Source organism: Cyclobacterium xiamenense, assembly GCF_042140265.1.
Classification (GTDB): domain Bacteria; phylum Bacteroidota; class Bacteroidia; order Cytophagales; family Cyclobacteriaceae; genus Cyclobacterium; species Cyclobacterium xiamenense_A.
On the sequence record NZ_CP159481.1, the window covers coordinates 1,273,762 to 1,298,290 of the forward strand.

The 24,529-nt window shown below is 50.6% G+C and carries 19 protein-coding genes and 1 pseudogene; 11 read left to right on the forward strand and 9 right to left on the reverse strand.

Annotated features, from left to right (window positions below):
• Positions 1-31: 31 nt before the first annotated feature.
• The 8 genes from ABWH99_RS05480 (at position 32) to prfB (ending at position 7,898) form a co-directional block, all read left to right on the forward strand.
• On the forward strand, positions 32-661 hold the full coding sequence (locus ABWH99_RS05480) for a lysophospholipid acyltransferase family protein (protein ID WP_375585288.1): 630 nt from the start codon (positions 32-34) through the stop codon (positions 659-661).
• Positions 658-945: an Asp-tRNA(Asn)/Glu-tRNA(Gln) amidotransferase subunit GatC gene (gene gatC / locus ABWH99_RS05485; protein WP_375585289.1), complete on the forward strand. Its 288-nt coding sequence runs from the start codon at positions 658-660 to the stop codon at positions 943-945. Before ABWH99_RS05480 ends, gatC begins: the two co-directional genes overlap by 4 nt.
• Entirely contained in the window at positions 945-3,731 is a 2,787-nt protein-coding gene (locus ABWH99_RS05490; protein ID WP_375585290.1) for a tetratricopeptide repeat protein, read from the forward strand. Before gatC ends, ABWH99_RS05490 begins: the two co-directional genes overlap by 1 nt.
• Positions 3,732-3,814: 83 nt before the next feature.
• A complete protein-coding gene (locus ABWH99_RS05495) occupies positions 3,815-4,531 on the forward strand; it encodes an ABC transporter ATP-binding protein (protein ID WP_375585291.1) in 717 nt (238 codons plus the stop codon).
• A 20-nt stretch (positions 4,532-4,551) separates the two neighbouring features.
• Positions 4,552-5,100, forward strand: a complete 549-nt coding sequence (locus tag ABWH99_RS05500) for a cob(I)yrinic acid a,c-diamide adenosyltransferase (RefSeq protein ID WP_375585292.1) — start codon at positions 4,552-4,554, stop codon at positions 5,098-5,100.
• 6 nt (positions 5,101-5,106) lie between these two features.
• Positions 5,107-6,174, forward strand: coding sequence for a branched-chain amino acid aminotransferase (locus ABWH99_RS05505; RefSeq protein WP_375585293.1), 1,068 nt, complete (start codon positions 5,107-5,109; stop codon positions 6,172-6,174).
• A 24-nt stretch (positions 6,175-6,198) separates the two neighbouring features.
• A complete protein-coding gene (locus tag ABWH99_RS05510; RefSeq protein WP_375585294.1) occupies positions 6,199-6,711 on the forward strand; it encodes a hypothetical protein in 513 nt (170 codons plus the stop codon).
• A gap of 79 nt (positions 6,712-6,790) precedes the next feature.
• A protein-coding gene (prfB, locus tag ABWH99_RS05515) for a peptide chain release factor 2 (RefSeq protein ID WP_375585295.1) occupies positions 6,791-7,898 on the forward strand; the annotation gives its coding sequence in 2 pieces (ribosomal slippage) (positions 6,791-6,841 and positions 6,843-7,898; 1,107 coding nt in all).
• 73 nt (positions 7,899-7,971) lie between these two features.
• Here the strand turns inward: prfB and ABWH99_RS05520 are convergent.
• From ABWH99_RS05520 to ABWH99_RS05550, 7 genes and pseudogenes are all read right to left on the reverse strand, one after another.
• On the reverse strand, positions 7,972-10,155 hold the full coding sequence (locus ABWH99_RS05520) for a c-type cytochrome domain-containing protein (RefSeq protein WP_375585296.1): 2,184 nt from the start codon (positions 10,153-10,155) through the stop codon (positions 7,972-7,974).
• Complete coding sequence (locus ABWH99_RS05525) at positions 10,139-11,596, reverse strand: DUF1501 domain-containing protein (protein WP_092173898.1); 1,458 nt, start codon at positions 11,594-11,596, stop codon at positions 10,139-10,141. The genes ABWH99_RS05520 and ABWH99_RS05525 overlap by 17 nt, the downstream gene beginning before the upstream one ends.
• A gap of 1 nt (position 11,597) precedes the next feature.
• Positions 11,598-13,911, reverse strand: a pseudogene (locus ABWH99_RS05530) (PSD1 and planctomycete cytochrome C domain-containing protein).
• 195 nt (positions 13,912-14,106) lie between these two features.
• Complete coding sequence (gene accC / locus ABWH99_RS05535) at positions 14,107-15,468, reverse strand: acetyl-CoA carboxylase biotin carboxylase subunit (RefSeq protein ID WP_375585297.1); 1,362 nt, start codon at positions 15,466-15,468, stop codon at positions 14,107-14,109.
• A gap of 31 nt (positions 15,469-15,499) precedes the next feature.
• Positions 15,500-15,967, reverse strand: a complete 468-nt coding sequence (gene accB / locus ABWH99_RS05540; protein ID WP_375585298.1) for an acetyl-CoA carboxylase biotin carboxyl carrier protein — start codon at positions 15,965-15,967, stop codon at positions 15,500-15,502.
• A 108-nt stretch (positions 15,968-16,075) separates the two neighbouring features.
• On the reverse strand, positions 16,076-16,639 hold the full coding sequence (gene efp / locus ABWH99_RS05545; RefSeq protein ID WP_375585299.1) for an elongation factor P: 564 nt from the start codon (positions 16,637-16,639) through the stop codon (positions 16,076-16,078).
• A 25-nt stretch (positions 16,640-16,664) separates the two neighbouring features.
• On the reverse strand, positions 16,665-17,660 hold the full coding sequence (locus ABWH99_RS05550; RefSeq protein ID WP_375585300.1) for a beta-ketoacyl-ACP synthase III: 996 nt from the start codon (positions 17,658-17,660) through the stop codon (positions 16,665-16,667).
• Between the two features lie 298 nt (positions 17,661-17,958).
• Here ABWH99_RS05550 and ABWH99_RS05555 point away from each other — a divergent pair, with 298 nt between their 5' ends.
• From ABWH99_RS05555 to ABWH99_RS05565, 3 genes are read left to right on the forward strand one after another with little or no spacing between them, the layout of a single operon-like run.
• Complete coding sequence (locus ABWH99_RS05555) at positions 17,959-18,420, forward strand: (2Fe-2S)-binding protein (RefSeq protein ID WP_375585301.1); 462 nt, start codon at positions 17,959-17,961, stop codon at positions 18,418-18,420.
• Positions 18,417-19,433: a resuscitation-promoting factor Rpf1 domain-containing protein gene (locus ABWH99_RS05560; protein ID WP_375585302.1), complete on the forward strand. Its 1,017-nt coding sequence runs from the start codon at positions 18,417-18,419 to the stop codon at positions 19,431-19,433. The genes ABWH99_RS05555 and ABWH99_RS05560 overlap by 4 nt, the downstream gene beginning before the upstream one ends.
• A 9-nt stretch (positions 19,434-19,442) precedes the next feature.
• Positions 19,443-20,534, forward strand: coding sequence for a xanthine dehydrogenase family protein molybdopterin-binding subunit (locus tag ABWH99_RS05565; protein ID WP_375586546.1), 1,092 nt, complete (start codon positions 19,443-19,445; stop codon positions 20,532-20,534).
• Between the two features lie 14 nt (positions 20,535-20,548).
• On the opposite strand, the gene hslU is transcribed toward ABWH99_RS05565, so the two are convergent.
• Both hslU and lon read right to left on the reverse strand, forming a co-directional pair.
• Positions 20,549-21,943: an ATP-dependent protease ATPase subunit HslU gene (gene hslU, locus ABWH99_RS05570; RefSeq protein ID WP_375585303.1), complete on the reverse strand. Its 1,395-nt coding sequence runs from the start codon at positions 21,941-21,943 to the stop codon at positions 20,549-20,551.
• A 3-nt stretch (positions 21,944-21,946) separates the two neighbouring features.
• Positions 21,947-24,433 carry an endopeptidase La gene (gene lon / locus ABWH99_RS05575; protein WP_375585304.1) on the reverse strand — a complete coding sequence of 829 codons (2,487 nt, stop codon included), beginning with the start codon at positions 24,431-24,433 and terminating at the stop codon, positions 21,947-21,949.
• Positions 24,434-24,529: the final 96 nt, after the last annotated feature.

Sequence of the window (24,529 nt, forward strand, 5' to 3'; positions counted from 1 at the left end):
GTTCTCAGGAGTAAAATCCAGGGGCAGGAGATTGAATCGAATTTGGTCCAAAGTGTTTTTTGGGATGCTCTTTTTCAAGGTACGAATAGAGAACCTACACCATTTCAAGGCGAATACCCCCTACGTAATTGTGGCCAATCACTTCTCTTACCTGGACATTCCGGTATTGGGTCTCATTCCCTTCGATTTGGTATTTATCGGCAAGAGTTCCCTGGCAAAGGTGCCGCTTTTCGGATACATGTTTAAAAATCTGCATATTGCAGTCGACAGAAACAGCCTGAAGAGTCGGGGGGTATCCGTGCAAAAAGCAAAAGAGGCGCTGGCGCAGGGGAGCAGCGTGGTATTTTTCCCAGAGGGAGGAATTTCGAGCGAACGCCCACCGGACATGGCACGGTTTAAGGACGGGGCATTCAAAGCGGCCCTGGACAAACAAATTCCGATAATTCCTGTCACTTTATCTTACAATCATTTAATTTTGCCAGATGATGGCCGCTTTTTGCTGCGCTACCGGCCCGTAAAAGTAGTCGTCCATCCCCCCCTTGCCGTGGAGGGTCTGGGGGCGGCGGACCTGGGCCCGCTTAAAGAAAAATGCCACCGAATCATCCAGGAGCAATTGTGGAAGGACAACGCTCCTGTAACTAGTAAAATGCATCGTACATGAAGATAGATATCAATTCTTTGAAGAAAATTGCGCACCTTGCCAGACTGGAGTTTGACGAACGAGGCGCGAAAAAAATGACCCGGGACATGACGCAGATTCTGGATTGGGTAGAAAAACTAAACGAACTGGATACCTCCGAGGTGGAGCCGTTGATAACCATGTCATCCGAAGTGAATGTCATGCGTGAAGACAAAGTTGGAGCGCATTTGGATCACGAGAAAGGGCTGAAAAATGCACCGCAACGTGACTCTGATTATTTCCGCGTTCCGAAGGTAATGGAATAATGCGTTCGGATGCCTGGGTAAGAGCCGTTCAGTATCCTGTTCTTTTTATCCTTTGCGGGGCAGGGCTTGGGATTTTGGTCCTACACGTCGCCGAAATCACTTCACATCCCCTTGCGGTTCGTACCGGAGTCGAGAGAATTCAGGTTCCTCTTGGGCATTTTTTTTCTGGCGTGGACGACCTGCATCTGTTCACACAAAATTTGCTTTTGTTGGATCAGTATGTGTCAGAAGCCCCTTTATCCTTTCCCATAGCCACCCAATTGCTGGGCCTGGTTTTTTGGATGTTACTCCTGGTGGGTGTTTGGTTGCTCACGTTTTTGAACCGAAATGCCTTCTTAGTCGGTGCCGCACTGCTGATTCTGTTACTGACGGTCAGTGGTATAAATGGACTCAATATAGGGGCCGTGGGCAGCAATTCGGGATTCGTCCTGGCTTTGCTATTCTTGTTGCTACCAGCAGCCTTGATCCATTTCTTCGGAGAATCGCTTTCTGCGGGGCGGAGAGCCCTTATTCTCTTCGGTTCGGGTACGATCTGCCTGGGAGTATTGATTTATTTTTCTTCGGTACCGAATCCCACCTTGTTGTTTTCAGAAAACGGAAGCCTGATGGCCCTGGTCATCGCCGGCGGATTTTTGGTGTACATTGGCAATGTTTTTCTTACCGGTCTGTACCTGTTTCTGGCCCGGTTAAATGCCGGCGTTGGGATCAAAATTGCCTGGCATTTTGCGATTATTTCCGGTCTTTATTTGGTGCTAATGGGGCTGATGCTGCTAGCCCTCACCGGTAGTCTCAACGGCTGGTTCCCCCTGCCTCCATTTCAACTTTTGGTGCTTCTGGTGGGTATTGTGGGTTACCCCGTTACCCTTCATAAAATCCGAAACAGTCCACAGGTTTTCGGTGCACCCTGGGTGGGGGAGTTGTTTTACCTGACCGGGTTTGCGATTTGCCTCTGGGTGCTTCTGAAAGGAATGGCAACGGCAAATACCCCCATGGTGGATTTCTTGAATCACCTGTTCGTTTACAGCCAGTTGGGGTTTGGACTATTGTTTGTTTTATACGTTTGGGTAAATTTTTCCGGCATTATCAATAGCGGAAAGGAAATCGATAAAATTGTGTACAGACCCCCGTTTTTCCCCTTCTTTCACCTGCGCCTGGGTGGGGCGATGAGTTTGTTGATTTTTTTGGTATACGCCGATGGCATCATCGCTGTTCAGTTTGGCACTGCTTCGACCCAACTTTCGGCAGACTATTATTACGCCAGTAAGCGGCCGGTGGAGGCTACGGTATTGTACGAGAACGCCTTTGAGCAGTACCGGAGAAACGACAAGGCACTGCTCGCAGCGGCGCACTTGTACCTGGAACAAAACCAACCCACCCTGGCATTGAACACCCTGATTAGAAGCTTTGAAGAAAACCCCAGGGTGACGGATATCCTGTTGCTCAGTCAGCTTATGGATAAGCGGCAGCGTACCAACGAGGCCATTTATTACCTGGAACAGGGCCTGCGCCGCTTTCCGGACAATCCCTACCTTTCGGTTAACCTGGCGCTCATCTACCAGCGGATGAACCGCCCGCAGGATGCACTGCACCTGCTACGAGGCCTTGAAGAAACCAACCCGGCGCAAGCATTAAATGTATTAGCGTTGGAAATCGAGGAGGATCAACTCGGAGAGATTGGCGATTTTTCAGCGTTTCCCCTGAAGCAGCAGGTAAATCTACTCGCTTCCTTCAATGCGAGGGAAATACCTGCTCCGGGATCGCTCTCTCTGGATACGCTGACGCAGGCAAGAAATCTGGTAAATCGGGCCTTGTTGCGAAATCAGGTAACGGCTGGGGTAGCACCCGGTTCGGAAGCCGCTGTTCGGGTTCTTATCGAAAACCTGCCGGAGGGAGAGACCTTAACCCTGGCAGAGGAAGAAAGCATTCGCGAGTCCCGTTTATTGCTCGAGTTCCGGGCGGACGCGATAAACGAATTAGTGAAGCGATTGAATGGCATGGCATTCCGGTTTTCCGGGAATGCAGGGTATTACCATGCCTTTGCCGGCTGGGTGCTTTCCAGAGAGGGGGATTTCGAAAAAGCAGCCATTGAATGGAAACAGGCGGCGCTCAAAGGCTTTAGCCAGTTTACAACGGCTCACCTGCCTTTCCTGTATTTTGGGGGTATGGAAGAGGAGGCACGGTTTATCGCCGGGACACAGCAGCTGGCTTTTCCGGATTGGATGGTGTTTGATTCGGAAGGAGCGCTGCTGACAAACGAGACGGTTACTTTTTTCCGCATACGGGCTGATTTACTGAAAATGTTGGGTGATGAATTGATGCCGGCGATGGAGAAGCTGGAGAACGAAACACTCAGGCAGTATTTGGCCAGAGAGATTTTACTGAAGAAGGGGCATTGGCTGGAGGCGGAGGAGCGGAGGGAATTGCTTGCCATTGCAACCGCATCCCAGACCCTTTCCACCGAGGAAAAGTCATTTTTAGAGGCTTACGAAAAAAATATACTGGATGAATCAGCATCAGAAAGTAGCCCGGCGAATGCGGTAAGGCCGGGAAATGCCTACCTGACTCCGGTGGTGTTAGCCGGCCTGGATACGCTGGAAGACGATGAGGACCGTTACCGTCATTTACAGGAGGCCAGTCAATTCAACAAAGATCCCTTGCTTTGGATTGAACTGGTACGCTACTGTAGAATCATTGGTCTGGACCATTATGCAAGCAACAACCTGGCGATCATGGCTGGCTGGATCGGACAGGAGGAGCTTACCTGGTTGCAATTGGAGTATCTTTAGTTCCATTAATATAATTTAACCTGCGGAATTCCTGTTTTTGCCTTTAATCCCCTATCTTCACATTTTACAAATTTGTTGCCAGTATGCCAGAAATTATCAAAACCAAAGAATTGCAAAAAGTTTACCGCATGGGTGCAGAGGAAGTACATGCGCTGAAGTCGGTAAGCATTGAAGTGGATAGGGGAGAATACGTGGCGTTTATGGGTCCCTCCGGTTCGGGAAAATCCACCTTAATGAATATTATCGGGTGCCTGGACACACCTTCTTTTGGAAAATATGTGCTGAATGGAAAGGACGTCAGCGACATGAGTGAAAATGAATTGGCAGAAATACGAAATAAGGAAATTGGCTTTGTCTTCCAAACATTTAATTTATTGCCGCGTGCCACCTGCCTGGACAACGTGGCACTCCCACTGATATATGCAGGGTTTACTAAGAAAGATCGGGACGAAAAAGCATTTCTGGCATTGAAGAGTGTGGGCCTGGACGACCGTATCCACCACAAACCCAACGAACTTTCAGGAGGACAACGGCAACGAGTGGCCATTGCCCGGGCCCTCGTGAACAATCCGAGTATTATTCTGGCGGATGAACCGACTGGAAACCTGGATTCAAAAACCTCCTACGATATCATGGATCTTTTTCATGAGTTGCACCAGAAGGGGAATACCATCATCATGGTTACCCACGAAGACGACATTGCCCATTATGCCCATCGGGTCATCCGCTTGCGGGACGGGCTGGTAGAATCGGATGAAGTCAATCCCAATCCCACCGTGGTAGACAAGTCAGCAGTTTAATCCATTTCCATGGAAATCAGATGAAAATATATACTAAAACAGGAGATAAGGGGGAAACCTCGCTTCTAGGCGGCACCCGGGTACATAAATCCCACCTGCGAATCGACGCCTATGGGACGATTGACGAGTTGAATGCGCAGATGGGACTTTTGAGAGATCAGGAGGTCAACCAAAAGCGATCCGAAAAACTTTACGCCATTCAGGACCGACTTTTTGTCATCGGGGCTTCACTGGCAACCGATCCGGAATTAAAAACGTTTAAACTACCTGCCCTACGGAAGGAAGATGTGACCTTTCTAGAGGAGGAAATAGACTCCATGGAAACCAATCTGCCTGCGCTGAGAAATTTTATCATACCGGGTGGACATCCGGTGGTTTCCTTTGCCCACATTGCCCGGACCGTATGCCGTAGAGCGGAGCGGGCCGTTGTATTGTTGGCCGAATCCTCTCCCGTAGACCCCTTGATTACCGAATACGTCAACCGACTTTCGGATTACCTTTTCGTTTTGGGCAGGCAACTCGCCTTGGAATTGAAAGTTAATGAAGTCACCTGGCGTTCAGAGAAGTAGATACCTATGAATAAGACATTGACGATCAGCGTTAAGAAAGTCCGGCAGTCCAGGTTGGAGCGTACCAATTTTGATGAGTTGGCATTTGGTCAAATCATTAGTGATCACATGTTTGTTGCCGAATACGAGGAGGGGGTCTGGCAAAACCTGCGTGTAGAGCCCTACGGCCCCATGCAGCTCAATCCGGCAAATGCCACCCTGCACTACGGGCAGTCCGTTTTTGAGGGACTCAAGGCGTACCGAAACGAAGCGGGAGAGTTGCTGGTATTTCGGGGAGACGCAAATCAACGCCGACTCAACGAATCGGCCGCCCGCATGTGCATCCCGGCAGTTCCGGAGGAAGTATTCATGGAAGGCATGCGAAAGCTGCTGGAAGTCGATCGGGAATGGGTGCCCAAAAGACCCGGCTGCTCCCTGTACATTCGCCCCTTCGTGTTTGCCGCAGACGACTACCTGGGTATTCGTCCCTCGAGAAAATACACCTTCATGATTCTCACCTCTCCCGTCGGGCAATATTACGCCAAACCAGTGGCCGTAAAAGTGGAAACTCACTATGCCCGCGCCATCGAAGGAGGTACCGGCTCGGCGAAGGCAGCCGGAAACTATGCCGGATCTCTTTTTCCTGCCTTAAAGGCCCAGAAAGAAGGCTACGATCAGCTGCTCTGGACCGATGGCAAAACCCATCAATACATCGAAGAAAGCGGTACCATGAACGTAATGTTTGTGATCAAGGGTACCCTCATTACTGCACCCACTACCACCGGCACCATCCTGAAGGGAATCACCCGGGACAGCGTGTTGACCCTGGCCCGGGAGATGGGATTTCCGGTTGAAGAGCGGTTTTTATCGGTCAACGAACTGGAAGCGTCTCTTGTCGACGGTACCCTGGAGGAAGCTTTTGGTACCGGTACGGCAGCTACAGTTGCCTTTATTCGTCTCATTAATATTCATGGAAAGGATCATATCCTTCCTGAGAAATCGGAAAACGCTTTTTCAGACCGGATTTTGAAGCTGCTCGATGATATCAAATATGGGAAGGTACCAGACGAGCGAGGCTGGATAATGAAATATTAAAAAGTGCTTCCAATCACCCGCTACATGCCCCGACTATTTAGCGTTTTTCTGTTGTGTATGCTGGCAGGGCCGGTTGTCTACGGCCAAAATTACCTCCTACTGCAGCGGGGTGCCAACGAAAAGACCCGGCAGGTTTATGAAGTAGGGGATGAGTTGGTCTATTTGCAAAAGGGGCTGGATTATTATATCCGGGATCACATTCGCGAAATACACCAGGATGTTCTGATTTTGGACGAGAATGTACTTTCCTTGCAACAGATAGAAGCCATCGATATCCGGGATAAAGACGAACGCAACCGCACCCTGGCAAACATCAGTTTTCTCTCCATGGCCGCAGGGGGAATGCTGCTGCTTGCCGGTGGGATCAATAGCCTGTATGCGGAGGGAGGACTGCGGTATTCCACCGGCACCCTTTCTACGGCTGCAAGCCTGGTAGGCCTGGGCTTGGTCCTTCAGCCCTTGCGGTACAAACGGTTTAAGCTGAAGGGAAGAAATAAGATTCAGACCATTTTACTGGAGCCGTCCGGAGATAAATAGGTTCATTTCGTTCCCCGATAGGTATTCTGGGAGTAAATGACCAAATTTGCATGTAATTTTAACCAAAATAAACGTAATTATGACATCAGACCAGTTGAAAGACTTGAAGGCCCGTGTTTCGGCCTTGAGGAGGTACCTTTGACTACGACCGGAAGAAAAAGGAAATAGAAGAATTTGAAGCGATTTCCGCTCAACCTGATTTTTGGAACGAGCCCGATGAAGCGGAAAAAATCATGAAGCAGATTCAGGCTCGTAAATCCTGGACCAATCAGTATGAATCCGTGGATACCGCTGTTCAGGACCTGGAGGTCTTGTTGGAATTCTATACAGCTGGAGAGGTATCTGAAGAAGAAATTAAGAAAGAGTACCAGAAGCAGCTGCAGAAAGTGGAGGATCTTGAGTTGAAAAAGATGCTCAGCGGCGAGGAGGATCAGTTGAATGCAATGCTGGAAATCAATCCCGGTGCAGGCGGAACAGAAAGTAACGACTGGGCATCCATTTTGCTTCGCATGTACATCATGTGGGGCGAAAAGAACGGATACAAGGTCCGTGAGGTTGATTTGCAGGAAGGGGAGGTAGCAGGTATCAAATCGGCAACGCTTGAGTTTGAAGGACCCCTTGCTTACGGCTTTTTAAAATCCGAAAGCGGTGTACACCGACTCGTGCGGATTTCTCCCTTTGACAGTGGCGGTAGACGGCATACCTCTTTTGCTTCCGTATACGTGTACCCGGTAGTAGACGATACCATTACCATTGAAATCAATCCTGCAGACGTAGAATTTCATACCTCCCGCTCAGGCGGTGCCGGCGGGCAGAACGTGAACAAGGTAGAGACCAAGGTACAACTGACGCACAAGCCTACCGGTATAGTGGTTGTCTGTCAGGTGGAACGTTCCCAGCTCGCAAACCGGGAAAAAGCCATGCAGATGCTGAAGTCCCGCCTGTATCAGTTGGAAATGGATAAGCGGAACGAGGAAAGAGCGAAGGTAGAGTCAGGAAAAATGAAAATTGACTTCGGCTCCCAAATCCGGAATTACGTCTTGCATCCCTACAAGTTGGTAAAAGACGCCCGAACGGGCCACGAGACATCCGATGTGCAAACGGTATTGGATGGGGGACTGAACGATTTTATCAAAGCCTTTCTGCTTGCTCAAAGTGAAGAAGAAGCAAAGGATAATACCCTCTAGCATTTGTTTGCAATAAAAAAAGGCAATTTCAGGATTGCCTTTTTTTATGAACCTGCCTTGCAGGGAATGAACGTCAGTTAATCACGATTTCGTCTACCATGAGCCAGGCCTTGTTTCCGGCGGCTCCGTGCCAGGCGGGCAGGCGCTCGACCGGTTTGGCCAATAGCTTCAGGTGGCGAACGTCGCTGGCAGCAAAGGGGATCTCCAGCTGCCGCAGCAGGGAGGGATCTTCCTTGGTCAGGGGACGGGGCTGGTAAGTTTTTGCCAGTGTCCAGGTTTGATCCGGACTATTCCGGGTCCAAAGCTGTACCTCACTCGGTGGAAAAAACCGGGCGCCACCATTTTGCCAGATTGACAAGGCCATCGAGTTGATCGTGGTAGGGGTATCAAAATCCATTTCTACCTCCAGGGGGTTGTTGAGAAAACCCAGCCAGTTGAGGTTCCATCCGTCTGGAATGGCTTTCTTTCTATCAAAGAGGCTTTCTTGTCCGTCTCCCTTGTGCCGATCTTCCGGAAGGTAATTCATCTGGTAGCTATCCGGAGCGATGGTGGATTGGATGAATTCTGCTTCGGCGGTCTGGCTTCCGATCCATCCCACCGCAAAGGCGCGGGCTTTGAGTGTTTTGTCAGAGTCAATTTCCAGGGGCTCGGTGTAGACCAGGTGATTGCTGCTGTCGGGCTCGGTTCCGTCCAGGGTATAGCCGATGGTGGTCGCTCCGATGGGGTGGCTGAGTTGGACGGTGAGTTTGTCCCGGAAAAATGCGCGGTCGAAGGTAATCACGGGAGGATTGAGCGTCAGGACCGTTTCACTGACGCTGGCCCCGGTTTCAATGTGGGTACCTGGGAGTGCTGCCCGCAGCTCGTCCAAGGCGCTTTCCGACAGGCCGGTATTCCAGAGATAGAGTTTTTTCAGGTTTTTGAGTTCCGCCAGTTGTGTCACGGCATCATCTTGTAAAGGATTGCCGGCCAGGGACAGCAGCTGGAGGTTTTCGAGTCCTTTGAGGTACTGCAGGCCTTGTCCCTGGATGGAGGCAAAGTTCAGGTAGAGTTTTTCCAGGTTGACAAAATCCGCCAGGGATTGCAGGTCGGGGTCCTCCAGGGGCATGTTGTTCAGGTTGATGGAGACTGTTTGCACCCGTACCGGTGCCAACTCCTCCAACGAGCCGGGATCAAAGTTAGCCCGGCCAAAATAGCTTACCGAGACCGCCGGAGATTCCAGTCCCAGGGGCTGTACTTTTCGGTAAAAATTGGTAAGCTCTTCCAGGGTAGCGGAGGAGACTTCGTCAAAATCATAGCTTACTTGCCGGGCGCTGAATTTGTTTACGGCCAGGCTGTAGATGCTGCTGCTATCGGGTAGCTCCTGTACCCTCCCTTCTGTCGGAGCTCCGGATTGAATCCAGGCTTCCAATATGGATTTTTCTTCGGCGGTCAACTGAGGTTTTCCTTCCGGCGGCATGTGTTCTTCGTCTTCCTGGGGAAGGTTGATGCGTTGCACCATCAGGCTATTTTCAAGGTCATGCGGAACGATGGCAGGCCCGGATTCGCCGCCTTTGAGCAGGCGTTCTACCTCATCCATACGCAGTTCGCCCTTTTGCTTGGAGGCCTTGTGGCAACTGACACACTTGTTTTCGATGATGGGGTATACGACGTGGGCAAACACCTCTGCCTCTTCCAGGCTGACAACGAGCTGTTCGTCGGATTTCAAAGGTCCGGTGATGAAGTCTTCCCCGTGAGTAATGGAGGCTCCCAGGTGACCGGAAACAACCACGATCAGGGCTATAAAGGCCGCGGAGGATTTGATCATCAGCCGATTGGGGTGCTGCAGGAAGTTATAAAGCAAGGAGGAAGACCAGAAGACCAGCAGTCCGGTCCACTTATGCCAGCTCAGGGCATCCTGCGCGTAGCCGCTTTCGTGAGAAAGCAATAGGCCGGCGACCACGGTAAATCCGGCCGTGAGGGTACCCAGCAGCAGCAGGTCCCGGCCGTACGTACGGCTGTCTTCCTGATTTTTCAGCAAGTCGGGCAGGCCGATCAGCAGCAGGGCCATCAGGATCAACACAATGGGAAAGTGCAACAGCAGGGGGTGCATGCGTCCGAATACATGCAGCCAGTCGGGGATGAGCACCCGGTTTTCTGCAAGGACCAGAAAGAGCACAAAGACATTGACGGCAAATACAATCTGGCCCAGAATGGCCTTCAATTTATTGGATAACATAACGTGCGAAAAGGAGGGTGAAGACTCAGGCAATGATGTCATTGACCAGGTTACCGGCCACATCGGTAAGCCGGTACCGTCTGCCCTGGTGTTTGAAGGTCAGTTTTTCATGGTCTACGCCCAGCAGGTGAAGCATGGTGGCATGAAAATCATGTACGTGAACAGGATTTTTGACAATATTGTAGCCAAACTCGTCGGTTTCTCCATAGCTGATACCGGGCTTTACGCCCCCTCCGGCCATCCAGATGGAGAAGGCCCTCGGGTGATGGTCTCTGCCGTAATTGTCTGCCGAGAACCTGCCCTGACAGTAATTGGTCCTTCCAAACTCCCCTCCCCAGATGACCAGGGTTTCGTCCAATAATCCACGCTGCTTGAGATCGGTGATCAGGGCAGCGGATGCCTGATCGGTATCCAGCGCCTGTCCGGCCATTTCGTTGGGTAGGTTGCCGTGCTGATCCCATCCCTGATGGTACAACTGAACAAATCGTACGCCGTTTTCGGAAAGTTTTCGTGCCAACAGGCAATTGGCTGCATAGGTGCCGGGAACCAGGCATTCGGGACCGTAGAGTTTGACAATGCTGTCGGGCTCTTTGGACACGTCGGTGACCTCTGGTACGGCCGTTTGCATGCGGTATGCCATTTCGTATTGCTGTATTTTGGCACTGATCTCCGGATCGCCAAAGGACTGGTAATTCATCTGGTTGAGTGCGGAGATCTTATCAAGCATGCGCCTGCGGTCGGTCTTATTCATACCTTCGGGGTCGTTCAGGTAGAGTACCGGATCGTCCCCGCTGGAAAATTGCACGCCCTGATGCACCGAGTCCAAAAAGCCATTGGTCCAGAGTTTGGAATACACACCCTGGCCGTTTCCTTTTCCCCGGGACAGCAGTACACAGAAGCTGGGCAGGTTGTTGTTTTCACTCCCCAGGCCGTAGCTTAGCCAGGCGCCCATGCTGGGTCGGTTGCCCACCTGTGCCCCCGTCTGGAAGAAAGTCAGCGCGGGGTCATGGTTAATGGCTTCCGTATGCATGGATTTGACGATGCACAGATCGTCAACAATTTTGGCCGTATAGGGAAACAGGTCGCTCACCCAGGCTCCGGATTGCCCGTATTGCTTGAATCCGTGGTACGAACCGACCAGTGGAAAAGAGGATTGTCCGGCTGTCATCCCGGTTAGGCGTTGCCCTTGGCGGATGGAGTCGGGAAGTTCCTCCCCAAGTCGCTTGTTCAGCGTAGGTTTGTAATCAAAGGATTCCAGCTGACTGGGGGCTCCATTTTGAAACAAATAGATCACCCGTTTGGCTTTGGGAGCGAAATGGGGCAGGCTGGCCATCAGCTTATCGGTGTCCAGCTGGGATTTTCCATCAAACAAGTCGGGAATCAGAAGCGAGCCCAGTGCGACACTCCCCAGTCCCAGGCTTATCTTGGACAGGAATTTTCTCCTGTTTTCGTTCAATCCGTTTTCTAATTGTTCTTTTTCCATATCAGGTTTTGGTAATCGCTTCTTCTACATTGTATATGGCCACTACTACTTGCATGAGGGCGGCTGCCTGAGCAGTGTCTCCCATCGGGCCGAGGGGGGATTCTCCGGCACTAACTGCGTGCAGGATTTTCTCCGGATTCTGTTGAAACCGTTTTAACTCCTCCCGGTAGTAGTCGGTTAATAAGTCACGTTCTTCCGCAGTGGGAGGACGGCAGAGGATGCGGGCAAATGCTTCCTCAATCGCTTCGCTCTCGGATTTTCCCTGGTCAAGCAGTCGGGCGGCCAACACCCGGGAGGCCTCCAATACCAGGGGATCGTTGAGCATGGCCAGCGCCTGTAAGGGGGTATTGGTGCGGTTTCGGGTCACTTCGCACACGTCCCGGTTACTCCCATCGAAAATGATGGGCTTGGGTGGAGGCGAGGTCAGCTTAATAAATGTGTACAATCCCCTGCGGTACAGGGCTTTGCCTGCATCCTGCCGGTATTCGGCCAGCTCTCCCCGGCCGGAGGTAGCGGCTTCCCAAAGCCCTTCCGGCTGGTAGGGTTTTACGCTGGGACCGCCCAGTTCCTGTACCATCAGTCCGCTGCTAAACAGCACCATGTCTCGGATGTGTTCGGCATTCATACGTATCCGGGGGGCGCGCGCCAGGTAAAAATTGTCCGGATCTTTTTCCAGTTTCTTTTGGTCTACTTCCGCCGACTGCTGATAGGTGGCCGAACTGACGATGGTTTTGATGAGCTGTTTGATGTCCCAGCCGCTCTGCTGGAAATCCACTGCCAGCCAGTCCAGCAGCTGGGGGTGGGTGGGCAGGTCACCCTGCATGCCGAAATCTCCGGCCGAACGCACAATCCCGGCTCCGAAGAGCTCTTGCCAGATCAGGTTGACAAAGACCCGTGCGGTGAGGGGATTGTCCTCGGCAAAGGTCCATTCGGCCAGACCCAACCTGTTCTTGGTGTATTTGTTCTCGTCAAAGGAAAAAATGGCTTCGGGAGTGGATGGCTGTACTTCCCGGGTGGGCTGGTCGTACAGCCCCCTGTCCAGAATATAGGTGGTCCTGAGACTGTCTTTAAAGTCAGCCATGACCGATACCATGATATTGCTGGTGTCTTTGTGGTTGACAAAATCAAGCACGCCCTGCAGGTCCTCTTTTTCGATCCACATGATGGGGTTCTTAGCAGGTTTGGAGATACTTACATCGCCTTCGTAGCCTTTTTCGGGGGTATTGTTAAAAAAGGCGTATAGCTGAAAGTAGTTTTCCTGGGAGATGGGGTCGTATTTGTGATCGTGGCATTGCGCGCACTCCACGGTCAGACCCAGGATGGCCTTAGTGAAGGTATTGGTTTTGTCTACGTTGTATTCCACCCGGTACTCCTCGGGGATCACGCCGCCCTCTTCGGTATACTTGTGGTTGCGATTGAAGGCCGTGGCCAGGATTTGCTCTTTGGTCGCGTCGGGTAACAGGTCTCCTGCCAACTGCCAGGTGATGAACCGATCGTAGGGCATGTTGTTATTGAAGGCATGGATGACCCAGTCCCGGTAGGGCCACTGGGTGCGGATGTTGTCGTCCTGGTAGCCGTAGCTATCCGAATACCGGGAGATGTCCATCCAAAGCACGGCCATGCGTTCGCCGAAGGCAGGACTATCCAACAGGCGGTTCGATGATTTTTTCGGTAGCTTCCGAAGATTCGTCGGCCTGATAGGATTGCATCAGTTCCAGGTCCGGCGGCAATCCGGTCAAATCGATGCTCAGGCGTTTGAGCAAGTGCATTTTTTCTGCAGGACTGTTCGGGGCCAGGCCACGCTGCTCCAGTTGACGCCCGACAAAATAATCGATTTCGTTTTGGGCCCAGGAGGGATCGGATAGTTCGGGCAGTTCTGCTTTTACCGGTGGCACAAAGGACCAGTGCGGCTCGTAGGCTGCCCCCTGATCGATCCACCTACGGATGATTTCCTTTTCGGCTTCGCTCAATTTCAGGTTGGACTCCGGGGGAGGCATCATTTCTGCTGCATCCGTGGATTCCAAACGTTTGATCACTTCGGATGCGGCAGGCTTGCCGGGCACGATCGCATGGGCGTCCGGGTTTTCTTTCAGGGCCGCGTAGGCACTTTCGGCCCTATCCAGCCGAAGTCCGGATTCCCGTTTGTTTTCATCCGGTCCATGACAGGCAAAACAGTTGTCCGAAAGTATGGGGCGAACGTGGAAATTGTAGCTGATTTGGTCTCCCGAGGCCATGTATTCCCCGTCGGCAGGCTTTTCGGAGCAAGCTCCCAATAAGGTAAGGGCACTGAGGAAATAAATTGGATACCTACGCATCGGTTACGGGCTTTCTTAATGAGTTAACAACCAACAATTTCACAATTAATACGTGAAATTACAAGCAATAGTTAAAATTGCCACGAAAGTACCGGATGGACGGAGACCGGCCGTCTCAAGGCGAGCTACAAAAAAAGGAAGGCCAAAGCCTTCCCTTAAACGTCTTGCACACAATAATTCAATTTTTACACCAAATCAGGCCTCTTTGGTACTTTTGATCCTTGAAAAATCGAAGGTGTCCAGAAACTTTGTCGTGAAATTACCCGCAACAAACTCGGGGTCCTCGAGCAAAGCCAGATGGAAGGGTATGGTGGTTTTAATCCCATCGATGACAAACTCTTCCAGGGCCCGTTTCATTCGGACGATTACTTCCTGTCTGGATTGGGCACTAACGATCAATTTTGCGATCATGGAGTCGTAATTCGGAGGGATCACGTATCCGGCATACACATGGCTGTCGATGCGAACGCCTTTGCCGCCTGGAAGGTGCAGGTTGACAATTTTACCGGGACTGGGCCGGAATCCATTGGCTGGGTCTTCGGCATTTATGCGACACTCCATGGCATAAAGTTTCGGGAAATAGTTTTTCCCGCTGATGTGTTGGCCTGCTGCCACCTTGATTTGTTCCTTGATCAGATCAAAATCCGTTACCTCTTCAGTGATGGGGTGTTCTACCTGGATTCGGGTATTCATCTCCATAAAGTAGAAATTTCGGTTTTTGTCTACCAGAAACTCGATGGTGCCGGCTCCCTCGTAGGCAATTGCCTCCGCTCCCTTGATGGCAGCTTTTCCCATTTTTTCCCGAAGCTCATCCGTAATAAAAGGCGAGGGGGTCTCTTCCACCAGTTTCTGGTGGCGCCGTTGGATGGAGCAATCCCGTTCCGATAGGTGGCAGGCCTTTCCGGTAGCGTCCCCAATGATTTGAATTTCAATGTGGCGGGGCTCTTCTACGAATTTTTCCAGGTAAAGTCCGGCATTACCGAATGCAGCGGCGGACTCTTGTCGGGCATCGTCCCATGCCTTCTTAAATCCCGCCGGTTCATTGACGATGCGCATGCCGCGACCACCTCCACCGGCCGTGGCTTTCAGAATGACCGGGTAGCCGATTTCCGAAGCCAGGGACAAACCTTGTTCCACCGAGTCCAGCAAACCCTCCGAGCCCGGAATGGTCGGGACACCTGCTGCCGCCATGGTGGCCTTTGCGGTAGCCTTGTCGCCCATTTGGTTGATCATCTCGGGACTGGCACCAATAAATTTGATGTTGTATTCCTCGCATATTCGGGAAAATTCGGCATTTTCAGAAAGAAATCCGTACCCGGGATGGATGGCGTCCGCATTGGTGATTTCTGCGGCAGCGATAATGCGGGGAATATTCAGGTAGGAATCTTTGCTGGGAGGAGACCCGATGCAGACGGCTTCATCGGCAAACCGCACATGCAAACTATCTTTGTCTGCGGTGGAGTAAACAGCAACCGTTTTTACCCCCATCTCCTTACAGGTGCGAATGATTCGAAGAGCTATTTCGCCTCTATTGGCTATTAATATTTTGTTGAACACGTTTTTAGGTCAGTTTGGTTGGAAAAAACAATCAATTCTGAGGCTCAACCAGAAAAAGCGGCTGGTCGTATTCCACCGGAGAAGCGTCGTCAACCAGGATTTTGACTATTTTTCCGGACACCTCGGATTCCACTTCGTTAAAAAGTTTCATGGCTTCAATGATGCACACGGTTTGTCCTTTTTGAATTACGTCGCCCACGTTGACAAAAAAATCGGAGTCAGGATTGGGAGAACGGTAAAAGGTGCCAATCATGGGCGATTTTACCTCCAGAAACGAAGCCGTCGAAGGAGTGTGGTTGTTGTTGGTGTCGGGCGCCTGGCTGGCTGCTGGCTGCGGAACGGCAGCAGGAGCGGCGCTGGGGATATCGGCTGCTCTCGCTACAGCCACTTCCGAGTTTTTCTTAATAGAAAGCTTGAATTCATCCGTCTCTATTTTAACCTCGGCCAATCCGGAATTTGAAATAAAGTCAATTAATTCTTGTATTTCTTTTGCCTTCATAATCGTTTATTTAGTTATCGTCCTGGTACCGGATTTCCGGGAGGCGATCGTCTGGTTTTTATGTATTAACACTAGGTAAGTTAATGAATTTCTACGGAACTATCCGCTTTATTTCACCCTTTCGGAATAGGAACCGTCTCGGGTATCGACTTTGATGAGAATGTCCTGATCTACGAAAAGCGGCACCATTACCACCGCTCCGGTCTCCAGGGTGGCTGGCTTCAAGGTGTTTGTAGCCGTATCGCCTTTGATTCCTGGTTCGGTATAGGTCACCATCAATTCGACGAATGGAGGTAGTTCTACCCCCAGCGGCTTCTCCGTTTCGGCGTGAATCAGAATGTCTACTACCTGACCTTCCTTTAACAATTCGGGCCGTTCGATCAGGTTTTTTTCGATGGGAATTTGTTCAAACGTCTCGGTATCCATGAAATGATAGCCAAAATCGTCGTTGTAGATGTATTGGTGCGGCCGTTTTTCGACTCTGGCGGTGGTGACCTTTTCCCCCGCACTAAAGGTCTTATCCAATACTTTTCCCGACGTGAGGCTTTTGAGTTTGGTTCTTACAAATGCAGGGCCTTTGCCGGGCTTTACGTGTTGGAATTCTACGATTGACATGATGTCGTGGTTAAACACCAAGCAAAGTCCATTTTTAAAGTCAGCGGTACTTGCCATATCTGAATATTAATTTGTTTGCGTTTTATTTTGGATCGTATCCCCACTTCAAATAAACGGCTCCCCAGGTAAATCCACCACCAAATGCTGCCAGAATCAAGTTGTCACCTTTTTTTAAACGTGATTCGTAATCCCAGAGGCACAGTGGCAGGGTACCAGCGGTGGTATTGCCATATTTTTCAATATTCAACATCACTTTTTCCGGCCCGATGCCCATCCGGTTTGCTGTGGCATCAATGATCCGTTTGTTTGCCTGGTGGGGAACCAACCAGGCGATATCTGTCCCTTCCAGGTGATTTCTCTTCATGATTTGCGCGCTCACATCGGCCATTTTCGTTACGGCAAACTTAAAAACGGTAGACCCTTCCTGAAACACGTAATGTTCCCGGTTTTTCACCGTTTCCATCGTGGCGGGTTTCCGACTCCCACCGGCCCGCATGTGAAGAAAATCAGCACCCGATCCATCGGTATGGAGCAAGGAATCCATCACTCCCAAGGGCTCATCGGTAGGTTCCAGCAACACCGCTCCACCGCCGTCGCCGAAAATGATGCAGGTGGTACGGTCCTCGTAGTTTACTATGGAGGACATTTTATCCGCTCCAATCACGATTACTTTTTTGTGCGCACCGGTTTCGATAAACTGACTGCCAATCGTCAGTGCGTACAAAAAACCGGAGCAGGCGGCAGAAACATCAAAGCTAAAACTATTCGTTGCGCCCACGTTATGGGCAATGATATTGGCGGTCGCGGGAAAGAGCATGTCCGGTGTTACCGTGGCACAAATAATCAGGTCAATATCTTCCGGATCGGTGGATGTTTTTTCCAGAAGCCCTTTCACCGCCTCGGTACCGATCACGGAAGTTCCCTGATTCTCGCCTTTTAATATCCTTCGTTCTTTGATTCCGGTCCTGCTGGTGATCCACTCATCGTTGGTATCCACCATCGTCTCCAATTCTTTATTGTCCAGTACGTACTCCGGCACCCAGCCATGGACGCCCGTAATTACAGCTCTTTTTTTCATTTAATGTGTTCTTGTCTCAAAAAGGAATCGGGTAGGACTGTCTTTCGACTATTTTGTTCCGACAGTTTATTTCGGCGAATTCCGGTTTTTTTCCTGTTTTTTAGGGGTTGGCCTTCACAGTGTTAAATTAAGAAGCCCAAAATTATTTAAAATGTCCTTGTCCACCAAAGATTTTATGGATATGTCGAAAATAAATGAAAAACGGGAGCATCGGATGTACCTCCCAAAAGGTCTTACATTGTTTTTTTTCCATATTTTACCTACATTAAGTGACTTATGGTGAAACCCAAATGATATTATGAAAATCAACGTCAATGCTACCGAATATACCGTGGACGTGGACGGCAACCCAAGCTTGCTGGAAGTTCTCCGGGAGCAATTACAGCTCACCGGTACAAAATATGGTTGTGGCGAGGCCGCTTGCGGCGCTTGCAAGGTATTGGTCAATGGCAGTCCCACACCGGCATGCATCACCCCGGTGACCAGTGTCCAGGGCAAACGCATACGAACCATCGAGGGCCTGGAGGCCGATGGGCGCCTGCATCGGGTGCAAGAAGTGTTTTTGGAGGAAGACGTATTTCAGTGTGGCTACTGTGCCTCGGGAATGATCATGACAGCCGTGGCTCTGGTGGAAGGTAAAAAACCCCTGGGCGAACAGGAGCTAATAGATGGAATGAATGGAAATATTTGCCGGTGCTGCACCTATCCGGCTATCCTGAATGCATTAAAAAAACTAACCCAAAACGATACCAAGGCATGAACCCCACCCCGATTGACTCACCCAGGAAAAAGTCATTGCCGCGGCGAGGGCTTAGCCGAAGAAATTTCTTTAAATACATGGGGGCGGGCATCGCCACCTATTTCGTATGGACCGATTACCTGGCCTCAGAAGGCTTATCCCTGCTTTCCGAAAATGACGTACATGCTGACCCGGATGCACTTGCTTCCTGGATTCATGTATCCGAAACCGGAGCGATTACGGTATTTACGGGAAAAGTGGAGGTCGGCCAAAACATCCGCACTTCCCTTACACAGGTGGTAGCCGAGGAGCTTTTCGTACCGGTCTCGGCGATCCAGCTGGTCATGGGAGATACCGCCCGAACCCCGTACGATAGGGGTACTTACGGTAGCTTGACCACCCCACAAATGGCGCCAATCCTCCGAAAGGCTGCGGCAAGTTTGCGGGAGATCCTGCTCCAGGAAGCCCGAAAAGCGTGGAAACTCGGAGCAGTCGAACTGCGGCTGGAGAAAGGTTCCGTGCAGCACCCAACCAACGGAAAACAATTGGGATACGGTAATCTGGCGAATGCCAAAGAACTCCTGGTCCCTATGGATGCGCAAGTAAAAACCATCGATCCGAAAAAATGGACCGTGGCGGGAACATCCGTAAGGAAAATAAATGGAGAGGATTTCGTTCGTGGCAAACACCAATACGTGTCGGACATGGTGCTTCCTGAAATGCTGTATGGGAAGGTGCTGCGGCCACCCGTATACGGGGCAAAACTGGTTCGCGCCAATACGGATGCGGCTGCCAATTTGCCCGGGGTTCGTGTGGTACGGCAAGGAGACTTTATCGGAGTCACCGCGAAAAATTCCCGTACCGCCGCTATGGCCCTCGCAACGGTGGAAGCCGAATGGGAGCGCTCCCCTCAGGTAGCTGGAGCAGCGCTTTTTGACCATTTGGAGCGAACTGCCGAAAACGGGGAGCCTGTACCCGCGCAAATCACGGCTGCGTACGACGCTGCCTCCGAAAGGCTGGAACAAGCATTTTAAATAAACTACATCGCGCACGTACCCCTGGAGCCCAGAGCGGGCCTTGCCCGGTGGAGCGACGGCTCCCTGGAAGTATGGACGGGTACACAACGCCCCTTTGGTGTGCAGGAAGAGTTGGAACGAGCCTTTTCGCTACCCAAGGATAAAATTCGGGTATACATGCCCGATACCGGCTCCGGTTACGGAGGGAAACACACCGGAGAGGCTGGAATAGAAGCCGCCATTCTTTCCAAAGCGGTGGGCAAACCGGTTAAGGTTACCTGGACCCGGGAAGAGGAGTTTAAGTGGGCGTATTTCCGTCCGGCGGGACTGATTCGGGTGAAAGCAGCCTTGGGAGGAAGCCGTTTAGCTTCCTGGGAGTTTCACAATTATAATTCAGGAGGTGCAGGCATTACCTCTCCCTACCTGGGAGAAAACAAATACGAGCAATACCACCGATCCGATTCTCCGTTGCGGCAAGGGTCCTATCGCGCTCTTGCTTCGACAGCCAATGTATTTGCCATGGAATCCACAATCAATGACCTTGCCCTAATGGTTCGTGCCGATCCCATGGATTTTCGATTAAAGAACCTGGAGGACGAGCGATTGAAATCTGTTATCAAAGCAGCTGGACAAGCCTTTGACTGGCACCGGGACAAACCCTCGTCCAACCATGGGTTCGGCATGGCCTGCGGTGCCGTAAAAGGCGGGTATGTGGCCACATTTGCAGAAGTTGCGATAGATCCGTATACCCGGGAACTTCGTGTTGTTTCGGTAGTTACGGCATTCGAATGTGGGGCGATTATCAATCCCCGGCACCTGGAGAGTCAGGTCACCGGCTGTGTTTTGCAGGGGCTGGGGGGAGCGCTTTTTGAGGCAGTGGAATTTGACCAGGGAAATGTATCCAATGCTTTTCTGTCTACCTATCGCGTACCCCGGTTCAAAGACATACCGAAAACCAAAGTGCTGCTGGTAAACCGCAAAGATTTGCCTTCATCGGGAGCAGGAGAGGCCCCTATTGTCTGCATTGCACCGGCCATTCGAAATGCGATCGACGATGCGGTCGGGGTAAAACTCTACGAACTTCCCATGATACCCACCGGACGAGTTCCTGAATCCTGACAACAGTTCAGGCATCAAAGAATGTATTGTGAGAGATCCCGGTTCTTTACCAAAGAACTGAGTCGTTCGTCCACCATTTCTCGGGTTATCATGATCTTGCTGTTAGGACCGATGGAATCCGGTACCTCGAAAAGAAAATCGTTCAACAGGTGGCTCATGACGGTGTGGAGCCGGCGCGCACCGATGTTTTCTACTTCTTCGTTGATGCGGAAAGCCAGTGCGGCAATTTCCTGAATGGCCTCATCGGTGTATTCCAGGTAGACCTGCTCGGCTTCAAATAAAGCTTGATACTGCTTGGTCAGCGCATTTTTCGGGTCCTTTAAGATTCGGTAAAAATCATTTTCTGTCAGGCTGGACAATTCCACCCGTATCGGAAATCGTCCTTGCAACTCGGGAATGAGATCGGACGGTTTACTCACATGAAAAGCCCCTGCTGCGATAAACAATACGTGATCCGTATGGACAAGGCCGTATTTGGTATTCACAGCGCTGCCCTCTACGATCGGAAGTAAATCTCGCTGAACACCCTCCCGGCTTACATCCGGGCCTCCGCCGGACTTTCGGGATCCTGAGGCAATTTTATCGATTTCGTCGATAAATATGATGCCATTGTTTTCTGCCAGGTGAATGGCCTGCTCTTTTACCTCGTCAAAATCGATCAGCTTGGACGCCTCTTCTTCCATCAGTATTTTTCGTGCTTCCCCGATGCTTACCTTTCGCTTTTTGCTCCGTTTGGGCATCATATTGCTGAGCATGTCCTGCAGGCCTGCCATGCTCGCTTCATCCATCATGCCGTTTCCTATCATGCCAATGCCCGAGGGAGCAGACTGTTTGACATTTATTTCGATCTTTCTTGATTCCAGTTCTCCATTTTTCAATTTCTCACGAAATCGTTCACGGGTCTTTTCGTTTAGTTCTTGCTCGGAAGCCTGATCGGGGTTGAAATTTTCCCTGGACGAGGCTCCGGTAAATCCCGCGCCTTTGACGGGAGGAATCAATATGTCCAACAACATGTCTTCAACGATCAGGGCAGCTTTTTCTTTTACTTCCTCGTTTTTGGATTCCTTCACCAAATTGATGGAATGCTCTACCAAATCCCGCACCATGGATTCTACATCGCGGCCCACGTAGCCCACCTCTGTAAATTTCGATGCCTCCACTTTCGTAAAGGGGGCGTTGGCAATTTTTGCCAACCTACGGGCGATTTCGGTTTTTCCCACACCCGTAGAACCAATCATCAGGATGTTGTTTGGAACGATGTCCTTTTGAAGATCTGACTTGACCATGAGTCGACGTATCCTGTTTCGCAGCGCGATGGCTACGTTTCGTTTTGCATCCGTCTGCCCGATGATGTATTTATCCAGTTCCGCAACAATTTGCTTCGGTGTCAAATGATTCATGGTTTTCATTTTTTAGTTTGCTCCGGTTGTCCGGGTGTCGTTGTCAAAGGTAAACTTCACCGGATGATCCACTGTTTCGGGAAGCAATGCAATATCCAACACTTCGCTAACGTGATCGACAAAATGGAAGTTGACGCCTTTCAGGTAACTTTCGTCGATTTCTTCCAGGTCCCGTTGGTTGCGTTTGCACAACAACACGTCTTTGATACCGGCTCTTCTTGCGGCAAGAATCTTCTCTTTGATTCCACCTACGGGCATTACCTTTCCCCGGAGGGTGATTTCACCCGTCATCGCAAGTTTGGATTTTACTTTTCGTTGGGTGTACACGGATGCAATGGCAGTAAGCATGGTGATGCCCGCGGAAGGACCGTCTTTGGGTACGGCACCCGCAGGAACGTGAATGTGCAGGTCGTATTGGTCAAATACACGGTGATCAATCTGGAGCGTTTCTGCCTGAGATTTTAGGTAGGAGATCGCTGTCATGGCAGATTCTTTCATGATGTCTCCCAATTGCCCGGAGAGGGTCAACTTGCCTTTTCCCCGGCTGATACTGGCTTCGATAAACAGGATTTCTCCCCCTACCGAGGTCCAGGCCAACCCGGTGACCACCCCTGCAAGTGAATTATCCTGATAAATTTCCTTATCGAATAGCTCACCTCCCAGGATTTTCCGAACCAATTGCGGGGTAATCCTTTTCTGATAAGGCTCCTCCATAGCGATGGATTTAGCAATATTACGGACCAGTTTACCGATCTGCCGCTCCAGGGTTCGGACACCGGATTCACGGGTATAGTCTTCAATAATTTTGACCAGGGCTTCGTTTGAAAAGGCGATGTCCTTTGCTTTCAAGCCGTGCTCCCGACGCTGCTTGGGAACCAGGTGCTTTTTGGCAATTTCTACTTTTTCTTCCAGGGTATACCCGGTCACTTCGATGATTTCCATCCGATCACGAAGCGCAGGCTGCAAGGTTTCCAGAGTGTTGGCCGTTGCGATAAACAGAACCTTGGACAAGTCGTATTCCACATCAAGAAAATTATCCACGAAGGCGTTGTTCTGCTCCGGATCCAGCACCTCCAAAAAAGCGGAGGAGGGATCGCCCCGGAAATCAGAACTCAACTTATCGATTTCGTCCAAAACGAAAACCGGATTGGAAGATTTGCCCTTTTTCATGTTTTGGATGATCTTTCCTGGCATGGCTCCCACATAGGTTTTTCGGTGCCCTCGTATTTCGGCTTCGTCGTGCAATCCGCCTAGCGACATCCGTACGTATTTTCTTCCCAAGGCCTTGGCAATCGATTTGCCTAGAGAAGTCTTTCCTACACCCGGGGGGCCGTACAAGCAAAGAATGGGTCCTTTCAGGTCTTTTTTTAATTTCAATACGGCCAGGTATTCGATGATTCGCTCCTTCACCTTGTCCAGACCGGAATGATCCCGATCCAGGATTCGCTTCGCTCGTTTCAGGTCAAAATTATCCGGAGTAAACTCGTTCCAGGGAAGTTCGACCAACACCTCGGCGTAGTTAAGAGAAATGGGGTATTCTGCCGCGGCGGGATTCATCCGGAGGATTTTGTCCAGCTCTTTTTCAAATTGAACCGCTACCTCTCGTGGCCATTTTTTCTTTTTGCCCTTGGCGCGAAGTTCTTCTACCTCCTTCTCCGGGCCTTCTTCGCCCAATTCGGTTTGCAGGACTTTCATCTGCTGTCGGAGGAAATAATCCCGTTGCTGCTGATCAATATCCGTGTGGACTTTTTTCTGAATCTCGCTTTTGAGTTCCAGCATTTGGATGTCCTTCATCATGAATTCCAGCAAAAGCGTGGCACGGTCGATGCCATCGTTGATCTCCAGAAGTCGTTGTTTGGATTCGACCGGAGCGTTGATGTTGGAGGAAAGAAAGTGGGTCAGAAAAGGCGTGCTGTCGATGTTATCCAGCGCTACCTGAGCCTCACGGGGAATTTCCGGGTTCAGCTGCAATATCTTGAACGCTGCCTCTTTCAGGGATTGCTCCAGCGCTTCTATTTTTTCGCTGTTCTGTGGAAAGGATTCTTCCAGATACTGGACCTTTGCCTGAAAATAGGGGTCTTCCGAAAGTTCGTTCTCGATCTCAAACCGCTTTTTACCCTGAATAATGATGGTCGTATTGCCGTCGGGCAGCACGATCATTTTTATGATCTTTGCAAGCGTCCCCACGTGGTAAATATCTTCCCAGGAAGGGTCTTCCATGTTTGGGTTTTTTTGCGCGCAAACGCCGATTAACTTGTCCCCTTTTTGGGCTTTTTTCACCAATTTGATCGAGCGTTGCCTGCCTACGGTGATTGGAATGACTACGCCCGGGAACAAAACAGTGTTTCGAACCGATAAGATGGAGATTTCCTTGGAAAGATCTTCCTCCGTTAGTGCGCCGTCGTCCTCATCTTCGGTAATCAGTTGTATCAGATCTCCTTCGCCCGAATAGTCGCCCAACAGTAATGATTGATATAGTTGATTGTCGTTATTGTTCATACAGACATAATGACAGGTGTTCTGTCATATTATTTTTTAATATACAAAAAAACTCCAATGATCCGGAGAATCGTGTAAAATGTCCAAGGCCTGTGC

What these genes read in the sequence shown, in the direction of transcription:
- ABWH99_RS05495 (WP_375585291.1), top strand. Translation starts at nt 3,815, where the DNA reads ATGCCAGAAATTATCAAAACCAAAGAATTGCAAAAAGTTTACCGCATG.
- lon (WP_375585304.1), bottom strand. Translation starts at nt 24,433, where the DNA reads ATGAACAATAACGACAATCAACTATATCAATCATTACTGTTGGGCGAC.
- efp (WP_375585299.1), bottom strand. Translation starts at nt 16,639, where the DNA reads ATGGCAAGTACCGCTGACTTTAAAAATGGACTTTGCTTGGTGTTTAAC.
- ABWH99_RS05500 (WP_375585292.1), top strand. Translation starts at nt 4,552, where the DNA reads ATGAAAATATATACTAAAACAGGAGATAAGGGGGAAACCTCGCTTCTA.
- gatC (WP_375585289.1), top strand. Translation starts at nt 658, where the DNA reads ATGAAGATAGATATCAATTCTTTGAAGAAAATTGCGCACCTTGCCAGA.
- ABWH99_RS05505 (WP_375585293.1), top strand. Translation starts at nt 5,107, where the DNA reads ATGAATAAGACATTGACGATCAGCGTTAAGAAAGTCCGGCAGTCCAGG.
- ABWH99_RS05550 (WP_375585300.1), bottom strand. Translation starts at nt 17,660, where the DNA reads ATGAAAAAAAGAGCTGTAATTACGGGCGTCCATGGCTGGGTGCCGGAG.
- ABWH99_RS05560 (WP_375585302.1), top strand. Translation starts at nt 18,417, where the DNA reads ATGAACCCCACCCCGATTGACTCACCCAGGAAAAAGTCATTGCCGCGG.
- ABWH99_RS05490 (WP_375585290.1), top strand. Translation starts at nt 945, where the DNA reads ATGCGTTCGGATGCCTGGGTAAGAGCCGTTCAGTATCCTGTTCTTTTT.
- ABWH99_RS05510 (WP_375585294.1), top strand. Translation starts at nt 6,199, where the DNA reads ATGCCCCGACTATTTAGCGTTTTTCTGTTGTGTATGCTGGCAGGGCCG.
- ABWH99_RS05520 (WP_375585296.1), bottom strand. Translation starts at nt 10,155, where the DNA reads ATGACATCATTGCCTGAGTCTTCACCCTCCTTTTCGCACGTTATGTTA.
- ABWH99_RS05525 (WP_092173898.1), bottom strand. Translation starts at nt 11,596, where the DNA reads ATGGAAAAAGAACAATTAGAAAACGGATTGAACGAAAACAGGAGAAAA.
- ABWH99_RS05555 (WP_375585301.1), top strand. Translation starts at nt 17,959, where the DNA reads ATGAAAATCAACGTCAATGCTACCGAATATACCGTGGACGTGGACGGC.
- accB (WP_375585298.1), bottom strand. Translation starts at nt 15,967, where the DNA reads ATGAAGGCAAAAGAAATACAAGAATTAATTGACTTTATTTCAAATTCC.
- hslU (WP_375585303.1), bottom strand. Translation starts at nt 21,943, where the DNA reads ATGAAAACCATGAATCATTTGACACCGAAGCAAATTGTTGCGGAACTG.